This is a genomic window from Cytobacillus sp. IB215316 (assembly GCF_033963865.1).
Lineage (GTDB): Bacteria > Bacillota > Bacilli > Bacillales > SM2101 > Nanhaiella > Nanhaiella sioensis.
Genome location: NZ_JAXBMC010000022.1, coordinates 1 through 18,018, shown reverse-complemented (window position 1 = coordinate 18,018; position 18,018 = coordinate 1). Strand labels below are relative to the sequence as shown.

Annotated in this window: 16 protein-coding genes and 3 pseudogenes; 5 read left to right on the top strand and 14 right to left on the bottom strand. The window is 32.1% G+C overall.

What is annotated here, in order from left to right:
* The first annotated feature begins 344 nt into the window (after positions 1–344).
* The gene (locus SLH48_RS20715; RefSeq protein WP_320259672.1) at positions 345–1,142 is read left to right on the top strand and encodes a stalk domain-containing protein; all 798 of its coding nucleotides are present in this window, start codon (positions 345–347) and stop codon (positions 1,140–1,142) included.
* A 1,094-nt stretch (positions 1,143–2,236) separates the two neighbouring features.
* Complete coding sequence (locus SLH48_RS20705) at positions 2,237–2,440, top strand: hypothetical protein (protein ID WP_320259671.1); 204 nt, start codon at positions 2,237–2,239, stop codon at positions 2,438–2,440.
* A 213-nt stretch (positions 2,441–2,653) separates the two neighbouring features.
* On the opposite strand, the gene SLH48_RS20700 is transcribed toward SLH48_RS20705, so the two are convergent.
* Together SLH48_RS20700 and SLH48_RS20695 are read right to left on the bottom strand one after the other, a co-directional pair.
* Positions 2,654–3,199 carry a histidine phosphatase family protein gene (locus SLH48_RS20700; RefSeq protein ID WP_320259670.1) on the bottom strand — a complete coding sequence of 182 codons (546 nt, stop codon included), beginning with the start codon at positions 3,197–3,199 and terminating at the stop codon, positions 2,654–2,656.
* A gap of 216 nt (positions 3,200–3,415) precedes the next feature.
* Positions 3,416–4,207 (bottom strand): hypothetical protein, encoded by a 792-nt coding sequence (locus tag SLH48_RS20695; RefSeq protein WP_320259669.1) that lies wholly within the window; start codon positions 4,205–4,207, stop codon positions 3,416–3,418.
* 423 nt (positions 4,208–4,630) lie between these two features.
* On the opposite strand from SLH48_RS20695, the gene SLH48_RS22560 reads away from it, so the two are divergent.
* A complete protein-coding gene (locus SLH48_RS22560; RefSeq protein ID WP_413785448.1) occupies positions 4,631–4,759 on the top strand; it encodes a DUF3889 domain-containing protein in 129 nt (42 codons plus the stop codon).
* Between the two features lie 145 nt (positions 4,760–4,904).
* Here the strand turns inward: SLH48_RS22560 and SLH48_RS20690 are convergent, their stop codons facing one another.
* From SLH48_RS20690 to SLH48_RS20655, 8 genes and pseudogenes are all read right to left on the bottom strand, one after another.
* A complete protein-coding gene (locus SLH48_RS20690; RefSeq protein ID WP_320259668.1) occupies positions 4,905–5,594 on the bottom strand; it encodes a hypothetical protein in 690 nt (229 codons plus the stop codon).
* Positions 5,595–5,782: 188 nt separating this feature from the next.
* Positions 5,783–6,151, bottom strand: a complete 369-nt coding sequence (locus SLH48_RS20685; RefSeq protein ID WP_320259667.1) for a hypothetical protein — start codon at positions 6,149–6,151, stop codon at positions 5,783–5,785.
* Between the two features lie 656 nt (positions 6,152–6,807).
* Positions 6,808–7,884 (bottom strand): metal-dependent hydrolase, encoded by a 1,077-nt coding sequence (locus SLH48_RS20680; RefSeq protein ID WP_320259666.1) that lies wholly within the window; start codon positions 7,882–7,884, stop codon positions 6,808–6,810.
* A 23-nt stretch (positions 7,885–7,907) separates the two neighbouring features.
* Complete coding sequence (locus SLH48_RS20675) at positions 7,908–8,429, bottom strand: hypothetical protein (RefSeq protein ID WP_320259665.1); 522 nt, start codon at positions 8,427–8,429, stop codon at positions 7,908–7,910.
* A 1,012-nt stretch (positions 8,430–9,441) separates the two neighbouring features.
* Positions 9,442–10,284 (bottom strand): site-specific tyrosine recombinase/integron integrase, encoded by an 843-nt coding sequence (gene xerA, locus SLH48_RS20670; RefSeq protein ID WP_214484692.1) that lies wholly within the window; start codon positions 10,282–10,284, stop codon positions 9,442–9,444.
* Between the two features lie 564 nt (positions 10,285–10,848).
* Positions 10,849–10,965, bottom strand: a pseudogene (locus tag SLH48_RS20665) (winged helix-turn-helix transcriptional regulator); the annotation flags it as partial.
* A 477-nt stretch (positions 10,966–11,442) separates the two neighbouring features.
* Positions 11,443–12,065 (bottom strand): annotated as a pseudogene (locus tag SLH48_RS20660) (Type 1 glutamine amidotransferase-like domain-containing protein).
* 361 nt (positions 12,066–12,426) lie between these two features.
* Positions 12,427–12,807, bottom strand: a complete 381-nt coding sequence (locus SLH48_RS20655) for a hypothetical protein (protein WP_320259664.1) — start codon at positions 12,805–12,807, stop codon at positions 12,427–12,429.
* A gap of 424 nt (positions 12,808–13,231) precedes the next feature.
* Here SLH48_RS20655 and SLH48_RS20650 point away from each other — a divergent pair, with 424 nt between their 5' ends.
* Complete coding sequence (locus SLH48_RS20650; protein WP_320259663.1) at positions 13,232–14,077, top strand: hypothetical protein; 846 nt, start codon at positions 13,232–13,234, stop codon at positions 14,075–14,077.
* Positions 14,078–14,384: 307 nt separating this feature from the next.
* Here the strand turns inward: SLH48_RS20650 and SLH48_RS20645 are convergent, their stop codons facing one another.
* The 3 genes from SLH48_RS20645 to SLH48_RS20635 all read right to left on the bottom strand — a co-directional run bounded on the left by SLH48_RS20645 (position 14,385) and on the right by SLH48_RS20635 (position 16,820).
* Positions 14,385–14,933 carry a hypothetical protein gene (locus SLH48_RS20645; protein WP_320259662.1) on the bottom strand — a complete coding sequence of 183 codons (549 nt, stop codon included), beginning with the start codon at positions 14,931–14,933 and terminating at the stop codon, positions 14,385–14,387.
* Positions 14,934–15,300: 367 nt separating this feature from the next.
* On the bottom strand, positions 15,301–16,275 hold the full coding sequence (locus tag SLH48_RS20640; protein WP_320259661.1) for a DUF4179 domain-containing protein: 975 nt from the start codon (positions 16,273–16,275) through the stop codon (positions 15,301–15,303).
* Between the two features lie 11 nt (positions 16,276–16,286).
* On the bottom strand, positions 16,287–16,820 hold the full coding sequence (locus SLH48_RS20635; protein WP_320259660.1) for a sigma-70 family RNA polymerase sigma factor: 534 nt from the start codon (positions 16,818–16,820) through the stop codon (positions 16,287–16,289).
* Positions 16,821–17,302: 482 nt separating this feature from the next.
* Between SLH48_RS20635 and SLH48_RS20630 the strand changes: the two are divergent.
* Positions 17,303–17,513, top strand: a pseudogene (locus tag SLH48_RS20630) (IS1595 family transposase); the annotation flags it as partial.
* A 22-nt stretch (positions 17,514–17,535) separates the two neighbouring features.
* Here the strand turns inward: SLH48_RS20630 and SLH48_RS20625 are convergent.
* Positions 17,536–17,727: a DUF6366 family protein gene (locus SLH48_RS20625; protein WP_320259659.1), complete on the bottom strand. Its 192-nt coding sequence runs from the start codon at positions 17,725–17,727 to the stop codon at positions 17,536–17,538.
* Between the last annotated feature and the right edge of the window lie 291 nt (positions 17,728–18,018).

Sequence of the window (18,018 nt, the reverse complement as noted above, 5' to 3'; positions counted from 1 at the left end):
TAACATTTTGAACAATGAAAAAAGTTAACATATAAAGACGCTTTTTAGAATAATTTCAGAAAGCGCCATATAACTGACCAATGTTTATTATTTATTTAAATTTAATAGTCTTGTGATAAAACCAAAACCCTCTTCATTTTTTACTAAAGAATCTCATGGGTCTGCTGAAAGGGAGCATTTGACATCAAAATCCACGGTTAGTTGAGTAAATAATTTTGGAATATAATTCTTGGTTTACTTAATGAGAAATTTGTTGATTTTTGTAATATTTTTCAAAAAAATAAAGGATTATTCCTCAAGATATAGAATAATTTACAAGTAATTTATATTTTGGAGGGATGATCATGAAAAAAAAGTTAATAGCAGGAGTGTTAGGTGTGAGTATATTTACCGGTGGGCTAGGAGTATATGCTGGTACTGTTATTGAACAATATAAAACACCTAGAGGAAATACAGCAACAGTAGAAGAAGAAATTATACATAAAAATCGTATCGGTGTTACTGTCAATGGAGAAAAAGTTGATAGTAACACTTGGTATCACGAAGAAGAAAAAACATTTGTAAAATTACGAGATGTAGCAGAAATGTTAGGAGCAAAAGTGGAATATAATGAAGATACCATGTCTGCTGATATCACATTAGTTAGTGGCGAACAAAATAACGACCACAATGAAAGTACAGGAGAATTAGGTAAAAGTAGGGCTAATGCTGCAGGAATAGGTGAAAAGGTAGTTGTAAATCATGAAGATATACTTGATGGATTACAAAAATTTGAACTTACACTAACTGATGTCATTTCTGGGGAAAGCGCTTGGAATATGATAAAGGAAGCGAATTCCTTTAATGAACCACCTGAGAAAGGGAAAATGTATGTTTTGGCTAAATTTAAAGTAAGTGTATTAGAATTAGCCAACGAACCTATGGACATTAATCATTCTCAATTTGAATCCGTAAGTTCGTCTGGCGTTTTATATGATGACTTCGTTTCAATTGTTACTCCTGACCCAGATTTATCGACAAAATTGTATTCTGATTCAGAATATGAGGGATGGACTTATTTCTTAGTTGACGAAACTGACTCACCAAAGGCTGTATTTTTAGAAGGTCGCGATGCAGAAACTTGGTTTGATTTAGAATTATAATAATAAATTCAAACAACCCTTTTCATTTCGATATTGGATAGGGTTGTTTGAATTAAGAACATATTTAACCCTGAATAAACTTATAAAAATTAATAGTATTCTAAGAAGATCCCTTTTACATTAGGACTTATAGTTGATTATTTTTTTGTTTTAACATACTTTACATTGCCACTGAAATTCTATAGTCATTATTGTATGAAGAGGACAAACTAAAAGTTCTCTTTTTTTCGTGAGAATTCGTGATTTTTCTTTTTATAATGAGTATGGTGAATAATATATTTGGAAAAATCGGTGGAGCAAAATTGTTGCTGATTAAAATTGTTTGGTAATTGGGTTAAAATTGGAGATTTTTTATCTATCCAAATATAATCTAACATCTACACATCACCTTCTGTCTTAAATAGGAGTATTCTATAACTACTTTACCCCTATAACTTTAACCAACAGGAGTTAATATATTTCCAACGTCATTCTTTTCCTCCCATGCTCTTAATTCACTTGTATTCATGCTGATCTCCTTTTCTAGTTACTAGATTCAATAGATTATATATGTTGTTTATAAGTGCGTTATTTGTGAAAGTTTAGAAGTAAACGTCAAGATATCCAAATAAACTATAATAGTTGGATTATTTGTGATTTTTTTTGTATATTTCACTTTTTATCGATACTCTACATACGCTTCAACATCTCTTTATTTTATAACTAAAATAACCATGGTTACACAATAGATAAAAAATATTTGTTATTCTACAATATGGTCATAAAATGAATAATGGCACATATCTATATTTCAGATATGCGCCATATTTCAGAATAACAAAATTAGAATGGCCATTAGTCTAATAAACTAATAGACTCATTAATCATTGAGTTTATTAATGTTATTATTGTAGCCTAATTATGATATTATAGATGATGTATATTAGGATAGAGGGGGCTTAGTAGTACATCTACTGTAGTTTATGGAAAATAAAAAATACTTCTTATATCTGCTATATGTTTTAATCTTTTCTTCTTCAATAGTTTGGAGTGCTCACATAGTCTCTAATTCTACTCAAAAAGATGATCCAGAAAAAGAAGAGTATAGTGATTTATTGACTCAGTCTGAATTACTTGAATATCTACATATTTCCGAAGATGAACTAAAAGATATTATTATCGCAGACACAGTTTTAAAAAGACAGTTAACTAGTTATGATACATATCGATTTCTACCATATATTGAAATTGCGGATAAGAAAATGTTCCTTATGAATGAAATAAAAGAATGGTTGAAATATCAAAACAATCGTAACTAGTCAATTACCAACAGTAGTATCTAAATATCCTACTGTTGGTACCTTATGGTACTCATCCTTCTACATATAAAAGCGCCGAAGCCGAAAACTTGAATTCGGGATACTTATAAAATTACTTTCCGTTAGATAAATTAACCCACGTAATCAAAGCAGTTTAGGTCCTCAAGATTTATGGTTTAAGATTACCAATTAATTTTCAACCAGCCGACCTCTCTAGAAAATCATTTCGAGATAGTTTTTTCCAGTAATAAATTGTCTATATGAAGTTATTGTTCCATCATGTGAAACTAAATAGATTCTTTTTTTACCAGTACTCTTACACCAATTCAAAAACATATCTGCTATTTTTTCAAACTCTTGTTCTGGTAGTTTATTTATTCCTTTTGTCCACCACTCTCTTGATAAGTCTTCTTCATCAATATCAAATTCATTGAATTTGTATTTAATTTTTTCTTTAGTTAGAAGTTCATCACAAGGAAGTGTAGTCCACTTTTGATTTTGAGGAAACATTCTTGGAGATAAAAAAGGACTTACTATTTTCCTACAATTTATTCCTTCACTCCAAATTTGGACTGTTTGTAATGTTCTACTCATAGGGCTAATTAAAATTAAATCAGTCGTTGATAAAGGAAACTGGTTTCTAAGTGATATAGCTTGATTCCTTCCTTTATTAGTTAATTCTGGGTCAGTTGTATTTAAACTGTTAGATAAATCTATGGTATGTTCACCTTGTCCGTGCCTAATAAATACTAACTCCATCCCATTTCTCCTCTCAAAACCCATAACTAATATATAACATTCCCACCCAAATGAGAAAGACGTTTATCTTCAATTTAAGATTAGCGCACGATTGTCGAATAACGTGTCTATTGTTAGTATCCTTGTGCTGTACATCCATTGACTTTGATTTGTTAGTTTACTGCATAAATTTAATTAATATTAAAAATAGGTAAATTACTCTATGTATCAAAAAGGTTAATCCTCATAATTCGGTCTTACCATGAATTTATTAAATATATTATTTTCTAATTCTTCAAACGGTGTATTATATTCATCACCTGGAACCTTTACTAAGTTTAGATATTGATAAGCATGATTAAATACATCTACTTGACTGATTTTATTCTCTTCTGCTATATAATTTACCCACACTTCTGGCTGTATCAAATTCCGATCGTCATTTGGAACTGAACTGCCTTGATATTTTAAGTAAAAATATAGATGTATTAATGGATAGGCAGGAGATAAATTAAATATTTTTGCTTCCTCTTCAATTCCTGAAAGTTCATCCTCATCATATATACAAGGATTCTTCATATACTCTTCTTCTCTGGTTTTATTAAGATTCGTATCCCTATTGAAGATAGGGAACAATGTATTTATCAGTAGGTGCTTCATTGTTTTTCTTTTTTCATGTTCATCAATTAAATATGTATCAATTCGGTAAATATAATCTTTAAATTTGGTATTTATCATTTGATTTTTTAAACTGGTATTTAAAGAACTCTGTTTACCCTCGTCGTTAATTCCTACGTACAGAGCAGTGTTATTTTTATCATATAATACATACAATCCTTTTTTGTCTGGTGGTATCTGAAGCGGACCGTAGGACTTATCATATTGTTTATCGTCTTTTGACAAATTTTTTATATTCCAGACAGCATACGTTATAAAAGGGTTCGGCAATTTGAAATCTAAATTAATTGAAATTTCTCCTTGAGTTTCAGAAGAAGTAAGGTTTTCTATATATGATTTACCTTTCACCATCACTACACACCTTATTTAGAAATTTATAGTTGAAGCCATTAAATACATAATAGTTTTTATAAATAATTATATACTATATAACAACCTACTACGTTAGCATAAGTACAGAGACTTATTGCAAAGTATAATGGCCACTAGGTGAAATAAGAACTCCTCCACAATATGGCTCTAAAATGCATAATGGCACATTTCTATGTTTCAGATATGCGTTGAATAGCACATGAGCTTTAATCAGTAGGCTTTACGTCAATAAGAAAACCCTACAAAAATTCAATAAATACACTCTATAGTTTCTAATCAACAAACAAGGTAGTAAGTGTTACTCTACTTTTACAATTCCTTCACCTTGGCTCTTCTTGGCTTGGATCCTAGTATGCTTCCTTTTATATGTGCTTGGATTTTATCGCCTAGTTTGAACTCCCTATAGGTAGAGAAAATCTAGATAATGCTTCAGTAGAAAAGTTCAAGTTATGGTTAAAAACTAACAATGTACAATTCGGTGTGTATATTGATAGCATGTTTGATAATAGAACAAATCAAATAATAAAATAAATATTAAGAAAACACCGAACTAAAAAAGCAATAAAAAAAGACGCTTTTCTGTATTATTACCGAAAAGCTCCATTTTTTGAATAACGTTGTAGGTAGGTTATTTATAAACACAATTCAACTTGAGATTATTATCCTTATGAATATTTTAATTAGGATCTATTAATGTACAAATTTCATAACGAATTTCAGCGTTAGAATTTGATAAGTTTTCAACTGTCACTTGCTTTATCTTTTCAAAAGGAATGGATATAGAATGGAATTCATCTAAGATGAAAAATGTGCTTTCCCCAATTTGAGGTATAAAAGTTAATTTTATTTTAAAGTTTTGTGGCTTTATTGTAACCATTCCGGTTTCACCTATATTATTCAATGTTAGAAAAATTGTCCTTGTAGTTCCCGTAGGTATAAAAAAATTTATACTAGGATCAGAATGAAAACATAATACATTGCAGCAGTTCGTCTTTGTACCTAACAAGGTGCATATAGCATATTCAAGGCTATTCCCGCCTTCCTCCAAATTGGCTACAGTAATTTGTTTTATGTTATCGAAAGGAATCGATATGTTCTCACTTGAATTTAAAGGAATAGGAATAGCATCACCAACTTGAGGTATGAAAGTTAACGTTATTGGCTCGAATATCGTAAAAAGAGAAATAACTCCCTTTTTACCTCGATTAGGGATTGTATCGAAAATTGTTAATGGAGGACCTTGGGGTATTCGCATATCTATACCATTTGAAAAAGTTTCACCTATTGTACATAATAAATCACAACATTTTTCTTGAGTTACTTTTGATGGTATTACTGTTTTTTTACAACTACAAGATGTGATCATGAATAAAACACCCTTTATATGAATTTATGTTTTAGTGTACGTATTCTTCTTTTTGAATGTGTGTATGTTTCGCTATAAGAGATCGACTACTAAAAACAAAAAAAGACACGTCTCATAGAGAAACGCGCATTCGTATTATGAGGCACTTTCTTTTCTGAGAGTGCATAACAAGTGTAGGGAGTACTTCATTAGGTATAGAAGTTGTTATGGGATAGTCTAGCTGTAACACCACCGGGGAGTGTTGTTGTAGCTCCAGTGGAATTGATCCTTACAGATAATAACTCCCATTGGGAAACTGGGACATTACCTTGTGCAATAGCACAACAGTTAAAAGGCTCCATTGCACCTGGACTCGGCCCCATTACCGTTGCTGAAATTGGTGTTTCCATCGGGAGAACAGTAGCACAAGTATTATTATCTTTAAAAATTGTACATGTTACAGTATCCCCTGCCCGTAAGGTATTATTACGAGTGCTAAATACCAGTTTTGTAATGACTGTATCCTCTGATACAACTATATTATTATTAATGAAACCTCCGGCAGTACCTTGTCCCATGAAGGAATAATCTCCAACAAGTTAATTTGTAGCTAAATAAATCTTCTCTACTTGCGGCCCTGGTTGCCCCTGCATTCCCATCTGACCTTGTGGCCAGGTTTCCCTGGTGGTCCATGAAGTGGTGGTGGAACAACTCTACACTTACAACCTTTATCTTTCATTAAAAATTCACCTTCTAGAGTTTTTACTTTATGTGTATGGTTATTCGCAATAGAAGGTTAGACTAATATATATAACGTGACTTTAATATGCGAATGTCTATGTTAATAAGGTCAACGGAAGCTAAGCTACTTATTTATTGTCAAAAATAATAAGTGACGATTATCTGTATTTCAGATCAGCTCCATTTTTTGAAGACCCCTTAGCTAGTATTACTGATTTCTATGTTTAAAAAAGTCGGAAACTTTCTTGCTATTAAGTTAAATTTAAACCACGTTATTAAAATTTCTATTCTACCTGACATGTGTATGCACCCAACCTTAAAAATTTTTAACACTACTAATTACACATTATCATTAATGTCAGTATAGGATAAATTCCTTTCTAACTTAATTTTATATTCATTTCCACTTATCTCTACTATAGTTTAAACTTATATCAAGTCATTTTTATTTCTGACTAAATCAACAAAAACGCCTTTTCAGGCGTTTTTGTCTTCATTCCTCTATCGGATCGATGTCCTTGATGGTGACATCTTGTTTTTCAAAAAGGATCGCTTCGTTAGAGAGAGAAGGTAGTTCGTTTAAAAGACTGTCTTTCTCTTCTCCTTCTATCCTTTTTAGTTCCTCGGACTCTTCTTCCGCTTCATAAACAAGCAAGTCTTCTTTTCCAACATCAAAATTATAACTAGACTCATCGATATTATAAGGAATTCCTATTAAATACAATTGATCTTCGATTTTTATTTTTCTCAGTAATAGCGTATACCCGTTATCTGTTGAGAAAAGTCGTTCTTGTTCTGATTCATTCAGGTTCGAGAAAGATCCTTCACCATAAATGATAAAGATAAAATCATCGGAATTCGACCTGATTTCATAATGCCATAACCGGCTTGAGAAAGGATTTCCGCTTCCCGCTTCAATGTACACCTTATCACCAGGGTATTGTTCAGACAATTGCTTTGTCATTTGAGTTTTCGACATCTCCCTTACCCCTCCATAGGAAGCCAGCAGAACAACTCCGACTATAATGAGTTTTGGGGCCCATTTTTGCCTTCCCGTTTTATGAAGAACCAGAATAAGTGCAAATAAAACGCTAAAGGAAAGAACAAGGAACCCATCGCTCCCGTTTAATACGTTTAAACCAATATCTCGATCATATGTTATTGGGAAGAATAAAGGCAATCCATTATCTAGAAAATCCATGAATAAATGCCCAATTACGATAGAAAAAAACATAGACATCCAACGGATCTTCAAAGTCAGTTCAGGAAAAATAGGACGGATCAGAACCGCTATCCCTAAACTAAAAGCTGGTGCGACAAATATCGAATGACCCATGAAATACAAACGTACTCCTAAAAACTCCAAAACAGGTAAATCGGTGATACTAGAAAGAACCCCTCCTGCAAATTCAAAGATCAAAGTCAAATCAGGGGCAATCCCCGCAATGACTCCTAAAAACATAAAAAGAAACAATTTATTTTCCGGAAGATAACTACGACCGATCAAATAGGCAACAAAGGCCCCGACGGCGCCGTGATATCCCACTTCACTAATTAATGTTAAAAGCATGATTAAGACTCCTTTTTCGTAGATTATGAAGAACGAGTTTCACCAACCAATTCGTTTTCGCTGGAAAATCCTTTGATGATAACAGGTTCGTCTATTTTCTCGGTTGAATAAAAGAAGATATAATCTTCATAGAAATAGAACTGGATCTTTCCATTGGAATCATTTATGGATATTTTTTCATTAGAATCATTGACCGAAATTTGTTCAATTTGTTCGTTTGTGATTACACCCAATATCCCTAATGACTCGTTCGGAAACAAGGTAATGTCTTCATCTTGATCGGATACTTCGAATACCTCTTTCATTTCCCCGTTTACGACTTCCATTTCGGTGCTTCCATCATTTCTCGTTACCAAGTTGATTCCGATGTCTTCACCCAAAGCAATGGATTCTACCCAGTTGATGGAAGAATCACTTAGATTTTCTTTCATATACCGAACCAAATCTATGGACGTATAGATCAAAATAATCGTGAATATGAGTAACGACCCCACGATGGAGAATCGCATCAAGGGGGTCATTTTTGTTTGGTTAGTCTCTGTCACACACATTTCCTCCTAACTGATTGATTCGTTTTCTATGTTTTGTAGAAACGTTTCATGTTCTCTTACTTTTCTAGCATAACATTCAAATCTTACGTTTTTCTTTGTAACATAATGAAGAATTTCTTAAGATTTCTTCATGTTTATACGATGAGCTCTTTTTAAACATAACCATGCAGGTTGTTTTTTAAAAATGGAATGATAGTAGAAAATTTTAAAAGAAATGTTTTTAGTAGGATAAAAATCATGACCAATTAGAAGCTTTATTTTTGTCCTATAAAGTCAATCTGGTTGGAGAAGGATATATTGATAGTATTGTGATGAAAAAGAACCTAACGGAATTCGCTTAAGAAATCTCTTCATTCATATACTTTCAAATTTATATCTTTAGTTCTTGGCATAGTTGCTATTTACCCTGAGTACAAGCAACCTCAACAGAAGCGATTATTACCGACTGTCTTATCTATGCTGAAGAACTAAGATCATAATCTTTTATTTGGAGTATTAGCAAGGAAGAACAAAAGAAAATACTCCTAACATTACTTTTTAGCACCACTATAAAAATCAATTTTTCCGATTAATAAGGAGTGAGGTCAAGGGGGAACCTTTGGTAGATACGAACATCGAAGCTACCTCTAAAATGAACGAAATAAGGTTTAAAGCTCTTTTAGATCAAATTAGGTTAAAAGTTATTTATGAGTTAATGCAAAGGAAGGAACTTTGTGAGTGATACTTTTCTAAAAAACTTGGTGACCTACCCCAATCAAAGCTATCATAATCATCTGAAGGTATTATCGAAGCAAGCTTTATTACCGAAGATCAAAATGAAAAATGGAATAATTACAGATTAAAACTGAAAAGATATGGTTTTCAAACCCATTGTTATCCAACTAACATAAATAATTAATATATAAGTGCACTTTTTCAAGAATTCTTATTCCATTAAAAGGCCCTAAAAAGAAAAATCATCACAAATTCTCACGAAAAAAAAGAGAACTTATCATTTGTCCTCTTCTTAAAAATACTGACTATAAAATTGATGCCTTAATTTCCCACTTAATTGAGCGTATATTTTTGTTGTTTCACTTTTCTCATGACCTAATAAGCTTTGTATCAAATCAATTGGAGCACCATTATTTATCATATGTGTTGCATAGCTATGTCGTAATTGGTGAGGGTGAATATTCTTTTTAATTCCTGCACGATTAGATATTCTTTTGATGATATATCTCATGAGATCAATACTCATACGATGATTCGGTTTTCTCTCGGTCACAAACAATGCTGGATCATCGTCTTCTCTTTCATCTAAATATCTTTTTAACCAAATGTCACATCTTACGTTAAAGTACACTTCTCTTTCTTTATCTCCCTTACCCATAACAAACACTGACTTACTTGAAAAATTTATATCATCCCTATTTAATTTAACTACTTCACCAATCCGACAGCCTGTAGAATACATAAATTCGAATAACGCATTTTCCATCGATGTATGACATGATTCACGTAAGAGTTCTATCTCTTGCTCAGATAGGAATTTAGGGATTCTTTTACCTACCTTCGGTTCTTTTAGTTTTGAAGCTGGATTTTTATATACGATACCTTCTTCAAAAGCCCAATTAAACAGTGATTTGATATATCTAATTCTATGACATAAACTTGAAGCCTTTAAATTTTCCCCAGTCTCAATCAAATACTTTTTTAGGTTTTCAGTATTAAATTTATTCATTTCTATGTCTCCGAAATATCGATGGAGTAAATTATGTTGAAAAGAATAGTTTTTAATAGTTAATGTAGAATAGCCTTCAATCTTTTTATCAGATTGATAACGTTCCCAAGCCTCCAACAATAACATAATCAATCACTCTCCCATTTGCTAGTTTTTAATCTATCAATAGTATGGACACTTATTAGTAGTCTTATTCAACAATAGTAGAATTTTATAAATTACTTCTATGCCAAAGTCCTAATCATTTTGGTAATTGAGTTCTTTTCATATTCAAGGGATGCGCCATATTGTTGAATAAATTTGAGCCAATTATTTTTAAAACGGAAACAATAAAGGTTTTAGAAAGAAATTGCTTAACAAAATTTAAGCTACGATATTCCGTAAAGTAGATTCCTGATTATATAAACAAAAAAGTTCCCATTCTCATTTCTGAAGAACTGGAACTAATACCTTACCAATCTCTTAATCTTTAATAAAGTTGAAATGGAATTTGGTCAACTTCAGCTATATTTCCAAGGAATGCTACTACCTTCTTGCTCTAGATGGTGGAAGATATTATATAATCTATTACTCAATATTATTTATCTTTATTCTACATGTTCTAATTCATCTAACATGTTGTCTGTCTTAAAACTAATTTGGTAGATATTACTCATACTTTCTACCCAATAATTATAGATAGCATTTGGTTCACTTTCGAAAACAACACCAATATTTTGATTTATCCGTTAGGCTATATTCAACTTTAGGGGGAATTTGAGGGTACTCTTTCCGTTTCACCATACTATTTAATTCCAATTTTTTTAGATAAAAATAATGACCATAAATATTGGATATATTGTAATGGACTAAAAGATGGTCTGCAGGTGAATTACAGAAGGCTATGTATATTAGCTAAACAACCATTAGTTAAATAATACACAAGAAACTGTCGTTAAAGTAGAATGTACGCCTAAGATTATAATTAAAGCAGAAAAATGAATATGCTTCTAAAAGTACATTTATGAGCTTTGATAGCCCTTTTTTTAGCTAGCTTGTAACTATAACGTCCATTGTGGTTACTAAAATATCTTGATTTGAACTAGATTGCTCAAAACATAAAGAAAGACGCTTTTCAGTATTACTTCTGAAAAGCACCAAATAGCTGAAGACCGTTCTGCAAATCTATACTTTCTGGATAACGAAGAAACAATCCTATCTTGCGTAATCTTCCTTCACTAAATTTAAAAATAGAAGCATTTCATAAAATAATTAACACAATTAAGCCATAGCCATTCACCAAAACTAGAGGGTCTCATCCAATTTCTGAATCTTTGAGTGGGAAATTAAATATACATTGCCAAAAATGTCAATTTTGTCTCCCTTTGTACGTACAGCGCAATCTTTGTTTGACGCATAAATATTTATTTCTTCCGATAAGGGAGACAGTTCACTTTGAACTAGCGCAAAGTTATTTTCAAGATCAAAATGAGCCCGGACGGAAAAATCGTCAAGGCCGATTCCGTCAAAACAGAGCTTATAAATTTAGCGGACATATTGATTGCACCAGCACTTGCTCCCATCACAACGGATCTGCTTTTTTTTATCAAATCCGACAGTTCATATTCCATCAAAAAACCATTTTGGTTAATAATATTTCCACCCAACAAGAAAATGACTGAAGCATTTTGAATTAACGTTTGGGCATCTTCCTTCTGTACGCGATAATTAATTAAATGATATTCATCAAATATAATGCCGGCCTGGTCAAGCCACGATCGCTCAGTAGCACCATCATCTTCATAAGAAGGTGGATTCGAACTAATCATAACAAGCGATTTTCTATCAGTTATATCCTCTTGTAAAGCCCTGCCCAGATTCTCTGGAAAAAAATTATTAAACCAACCTAGATAATAGTGAGTTTTCACAAGTATCCCCCGTAGCAAGTGTAAATAACATTAATTTCTTGAATTACTCATTCTGTTCTCTTGACACAATATTCTCAATATGACCCTTTTGTTTAATATGTAACTCTTACTAAGTCTACATAAACAATAGTATCTATACAATATATTTACGTTTTACTATCCTTCATATTTTTCGAATAACTTTACTCAATACTAACACATATCAATTTATCTCGATTTCAGGTCATCAAGATAATGGCCCAAATCATAAATAAACATCCCTTAGAGAATTGCACCATTTTGTTTAAAAAAATTTTCAAATCTAATAGTTATGCTATACTTATCTATTTTGATGAACAAAGGTTAGGGAAAGCTCCTTGATTTAATTGAGTTTGTTTACCAACACAATATCCATTACAATAAATGCAATTGCTGAAAAGGCACAGACATAAATACGGAATTTCTTATCTCTAATCCTCCATAACACCAACGACGCTATTGTAAAGAATATTATCCAAGCCTCTATTTCTTGAATTCTGCTTTGGTTTCGGTATATCACCAATACATCTTTATTATCTCCCTCAATAATTTCCATATATATTTGCTTTCCATACCAACTATAATTAGTAATTTCATAGCTTGATGTTTGTTCAATATACTCAATATTTTTATACCCTAAAGGAGGCAAATAAATAGAAAAACTACCCAATAACACCCCAAAAATAAATAATAAAATATATGATAATCCTTTTTTTTCTTCCAATAAACTTATCCTCCTAACGAACTTATCTATCTAAATTCATAAGTTAAAATTATGTAACAACAATATCACTTGTATTTGCTGCTTTCGTTGGTTTATTTCATTTTATTCCTTATCTTTTGTTAAAAGATAGATTACCGATTGATGAGGCCTTGAGAATCTTTCGTTGATAAACATCCTTTATAAAAGCCGATGTTAGATCATCGCGCAAGATTGTGGAAGATCAATCTTCAGTAAAGATTTACAGTATTTCTTCAAATTCCCTTAATGGTAAACACATCTTGGTGTCATCTTTAGTTTTTAAATAGAAGAAAGGACAAGCATACACAATAATAATAAAACCTTGTAAAGGGAAGGATAATGTGTGCAAAATTATTCATTTTGTCAAATACAAAAAAAACTAATATTTGAAAAGGAGTTACGATTAATGGATCCATTTTCTCAAACAAAAGATAATCATTTAGCTTTAACACAATATTATCGATGGTATCAGGTGTATGAGATGCCTTTTAATAAGGCTCGTATTGATAATCAATTAGATATTTTAGCAAGTGATATCGAAATCTCATCCCAATCAGGGACTTCTACAGGGAAAGATAATATAAAAGAACGATTGATGATGTATGAAGGATGGCAAAATGCTCATCATGTTAAACATACCCAAGTAAATCGTATAGATAACAATTACTTGTCATTAGAAGCAGAAATACTTTATCAAAACATACGTCCCGATAAAAGTCGTTATAGTTATACAATTCATTATTCCACTGTTTTAAGACTTAGAGACAATGACCTCCCTCTGTTCACCAAAGTCAAAATTGAGCCTATAGAAACTATTGAGGATCCACAATTTTTATCTGCTTATGGGGAAAATCGAGCAAAATCATTTATGCATTATTGGTTATATTTAATAGAAACAGTAAATGTTAATAAAGATAAATTTGATGAACTTTTAGCTAATCAATTTGAATTTGATTTAAGTTCGACTTCAAAGATTGTGAATAACAACCAATTTAAGGAATGGTTAGAATCAATTGAACAACAAGTAAAACATAGTGCCCATTATCCAAAAAATTTCTCTGTTCAGAAAAATTCCAATCAAACACTACATGTTTCAGTAGATTTTGACTGGGAAGGTATATCAGTTAATGACACCCCTTTGGTTGCAGAAACCCATCATGAGTGGATACTTGATAATAACCCAGATGAACGTTTTCCACGTATAAAAAGCATGAAGGTTACTCAAAAAACCCCTTTTCAAACCAAAGAATAAACTGTTCTAGTGCAAAAAATATGGAATAAAGAAATTGTTAGAGCGCCATTACTTATCAAATTGTTCTAGATGCATTCAGTATAACAGCAACGCGATGATTTTAGGTCGTCGTGCCATATTGTTGAATAACATTTATTTAGTAAATACAACTCAACTTGTGTTTAGAAGTGCTCAATTTAACAAAAATTTAGTTTCTTATAAAAAGATCGTTAATGTTACAGCCTACTATTATGTAAAATAGATTTGAATATGGTTTACATGTTTGAGCAAACGGCACTCTTTTTTTGTAAGAGTGCCTCACAATTTATTATGTGTATCTTATTATAGTCAGAACCGCTTTTGTATATGATGGGCTATTAAAAACAGTTACTGCCTCAACTGAAATTTCATCACCTGCTGTAAGACTTTGAAGTATAGTAGTTGATGCTACACGGTTATCTGTCGTACTATCAGCACCATCGCTTCGGTCAAATGTTTCCGATTTATCAAGGTTACCTAAAAGATTTGAATTCACCTCAAATATCACTCCATCCTCAGGGTCTAATCCTACATTTATAGCAAATGTTATTTGATAAACTCCTGTTGCCGGAATCTCAATGGATGTTCCTCCCCCCGTCACCTCAAAACCACCTTGACATGGTCCTTCGCTATCAAATAGTACAGTATCACCAGAGGATGGAAACTCTGTCATAGAATTAGGATTACGAAAAATTTCACAAAAACCCAGAGCGCTACCTGGTGGGCCTGGAGTTCCCATTGGCCCTTGAACTCCTTGTGGTCCCTGTTTCCCCGGCGGTCCTTGTGGCCCTTGTGGTGGTGATGGAACGACTCTACATTTACAACCTTTATCTTTCATAAAAAATTTCACCTTCTATAATTTTTACTTTATGTGTATGGTTATTTCCTATAGAAGGTTGGACTAATATATATAACGTGACTAAAATATGCGAATGTCTAAGTTAATAAGGTCAACGGGAGCTAAGCTATTTATTAATTACCCAAAATAATAAGTGACGATTATCTGTTTTTCAGATTAACGCCATATTGTTGAAGATAAGTTTTGAAGATTTAAGCTGCGGATCAGCCCCTGTATGTGGTACATCTAGTATTTTTAAATTTGTACACATAGAAAATCGAGGAAATAAGAAGCCGATTTCCTTGTTTTAAAGAATCGACTTTATTATTGGTCATATTCAACTAAAGCCCATATCGTTTAATCATTATCATGGATTAATTGGTATAGATTGATCCCATACTTCACTTGACTTTTCTGATTCTTCAAACGGTACTATATAGTATTTCTCTAATTGTAAGTCAATTGCTGTATATCGATTATTAGACTCTTCAGGATTGACATGACTAGAGTATGGTAGTATTTCATCTCCTGATTCACTTATAATTTTAAATTGTATATTATTTTCCTGCTCTTGCGAGTCGTAATAGAGTACAGTGGATATTGGCGTTGCGATCATTTTATCTAAACGAATGGATTGTCCATTTCCAATCTGTATTTCTTGATTGAATGTGATCGTTTTACTTTCTACTGCTAACTGTTCAGTTGGAACTTCAATATCAAAAATCCAAGGATATTTCATTGGCAACTCATAATCTAAGTGATCATACTCAATATGGAATCGAATCGTTTCACCGATAGGGACCTCTGTAAGTTCAACATCATTATAAATCGTAAACATACTATTATTTAATTCTATAGATTGCCCACCTGTCGACGAAGTTAGGTTCTGTCCATTTATTAGCACTTTTGGCATTGGATGCATTTGATAGTCAAAGTCAATCCCTTTTGCAGGCTCGAAAGTGGAACTGATTAATAATCGCCCACCATCAACTAACACTTCATTCAATGTCATTTTACCGTACCCATTTTCAGCAGTAGTACCCACGGCAGTTTTATATAGGTCATAATCTACCTTTTCCTTACTTCCTCTATAGTCTTCAATCAAACCACCAATAAATGGCATATCTGCAACAGATACCATACTAGAACTCAATAAAATACCCGCTGCTAAAGTAATTGCGGCTGTAACACCTAGATATTTTTTCTGGTGACTTGGATTTTGTTTCCTTATTTTTTTTAATATACGCTTTTCCCATTTCTTCTTTTCGAAATTCGTAAGGTTTTGTTCTTCATACTGCTCTAAATCCATGTTTATTTTATTTAAATCTCTATAAATTGACATATTCTCACTCCTCAAACTTTACTTTTTGAAAAACGTTTAAGCTTTTTACGGCCTCTGGAAAGCTTGTTATAAATCCAAGACTCTTTAGCATCAAATTCTTTTGCTATTTCACTTGAAGGAGTGCCTTCTAAATAATATTTTTCAAATATTTTCCTTTCACTACCCGACAACTGTTCAAGTAAATCCTCAACAAAGCTTATTTCTGGTGGCTGTTTTGTCATTACCATGGATTCATCAATATCTGAAACTGCAAATTGCTGATTTCGTATAGTGAGTTGTCTCCTTTGATAGTCAATTGCTTTATACTTTGCAATTGCTGCAATCCAATGTTTAAATGAATTTTTCGTTGGATCGAAGGAATCTATATTGTTCCATATCGATAATAAAACATCATCAAGGCATTCTTCATAATCTTGCTGATGATAATTTAAATGACGTTTAATAATAGCTGTAAGTAAACCGCCATGCTGATTAATAATAAAAGTAATTGCTTTTTCATTTTTCCTCTTTATTTGTTGTACAACATTGTTCTCTGTGATGTTCAATTGTCCAACCCTCCCGATGATTATTGGTACCTACTATGTAATACGAAATGAATACGATAAATCTATCAGGAAATATATACCTTCATAAAAAAATCTACTTTTAGCTCATTAAAGATAACACCACAAAATAAGTTTAATGGTATTTGATATATAATTAACAAAAAACTTTTCACTTTGTTCAATAATTTGATTGTATTATGTGTTATTTTCCCATTCAAATTTTAAAAACCCAGCTTACCTTCACAAGAGAAGATTAGCTGGGTTTCTAAATATTATTTACATTCTACCTTTTATAGAACTATTCGAACCTCCTAGTAAAAAGTGAATGCTTATTGCTCTGTAATCGCGCCATATCGTATTCAGCTAGTTCCCTTGTTGATCTATTTTAATTGATATTACTCATAAGGTAGTAGGGATAGCCTTAAATACATTCTTGCGCCATATTGCTGAAGATTAAAGTTTTTATTTGGCTAACAGCCACACACGTAACGGTTAATGAACGCCAAAAACAGCGTGTTAAGAAAGAGCGTTTTCAAGGGCTGGGAACTTATTATTTGGACAACTCTACCTCTATTGGTTCCGTTGGCTGAATTAGGCATGAATTTAGCATTTGATAAGCGTGTAGAGCAAATGCTTATTTCGGCGTGTCAAAAGTCAAAAAATACAACTGTGGAACTATTAAGAACCGCATAACAAAAGACCTCAGAAAGAGGTCTTATTTTAAGAATATTGATACGATAATAAAACCCATTATAATTACAAGAATAAGTATTCCTGTACCCCTCCAGCCCAAACTGCCCACTAAATCAGAAAGGTTACTTCCGTGAATACTGCTTGAAGGGTTTTTTAATTCTTTTTGTCTCATTCTCTCTCTTCTTTCTTCGGGCGTTTCTTTATCTTGACTCATTTAGATCCCTCTATTTTTTATATATTTTAACATATTATTGGAATTAATCTAATTTACTATCAAAAAACAACAATCTTTTAGAAAACAGCTAAAAAGATAAATGACGCATATCTTTACAACAGATTTGCACCATATTGTTGAATTACAAAAAATTAGAAATCCCAGCTCCGCCTTCACCAATGAATTGATAAAATTAAATTCTTTTTACAATCGGAACAGGTCCAATTCCGCTGGTACATCTTTTCTATCTTAACCATTTTTTATCTTCCAAATATTTTACCCATTGTTCAT

What these genes read in the sequence shown, in the direction of transcription:
- SLH48_RS20715 (WP_320259672.1), top strand. Translation starts at nt 345, where the DNA reads ATGAAAAAAAAGTTAATAGCAGGAGTGTTAGGTGTGAGTATATTTACC.
- SLH48_RS20700 (WP_320259670.1), bottom strand. Translation starts at nt 3,199, where the DNA reads ATGGAGTTAGTATTTATTAGGCACGGACAAGGTGAACATACCATAGAT.
- SLH48_RS20695 (WP_320259669.1), bottom strand. Translation starts at nt 4,207, where the DNA reads ATGGTGAAAGGTAAATCATATATAGAAAACCTTACTTCTTCTGAAACT.
- SLH48_RS20690 (WP_320259668.1), bottom strand. Translation starts at nt 5,594, where the DNA reads ATGATCACATCTTGTAGTTGTAAAAAAACAGTAATACCATCAAAAGTA.
- SLH48_RS20685 (WP_320259667.1), bottom strand. Translation starts at nt 6,151, where the DNA reads ATGGGACAAGGTACTGCCGGAGGTTTCATTAATAATAATATAGTTGTA.
- SLH48_RS20680 (WP_320259666.1), bottom strand. Translation starts at nt 7,884, where the DNA reads ATGCTTTTAACATTAATTAGTGAAGTGGGATATCACGGCGCCGTCGGG.
- xerA (WP_214484692.1), bottom strand. Translation starts at nt 10,284, where the DNA reads ATGTTATTGTTGGAGGCTTGGGAACGTTATCAATCTGATAAAAAGATT.
- SLH48_RS20650 (WP_320259663.1), top strand. Translation starts at nt 13,232, where the DNA reads ATGGATCCATTTTCTCAAACAAAAGATAATCATTTAGCTTTAACACAA.
- SLH48_RS20645 (WP_320259662.1), bottom strand. Translation starts at nt 14,933, where the DNA reads ATGAAAGATAAAGGTTGTAAATGTAGAGTCGTTCCATCACCACCACAA.
- SLH48_RS20640 (WP_320259661.1), bottom strand. Translation starts at nt 16,275, where the DNA reads ATGTCAATTTATAGAGATTTAAATAAAATAAACATGGATTTAGAGCAG.
- SLH48_RS20625 (WP_320259659.1), bottom strand. Translation starts at nt 17,727, where the DNA reads ATGAGTCAAGATAAAGAAACGCCCGAAGAAAGAAGAGAGAGAATGAGA.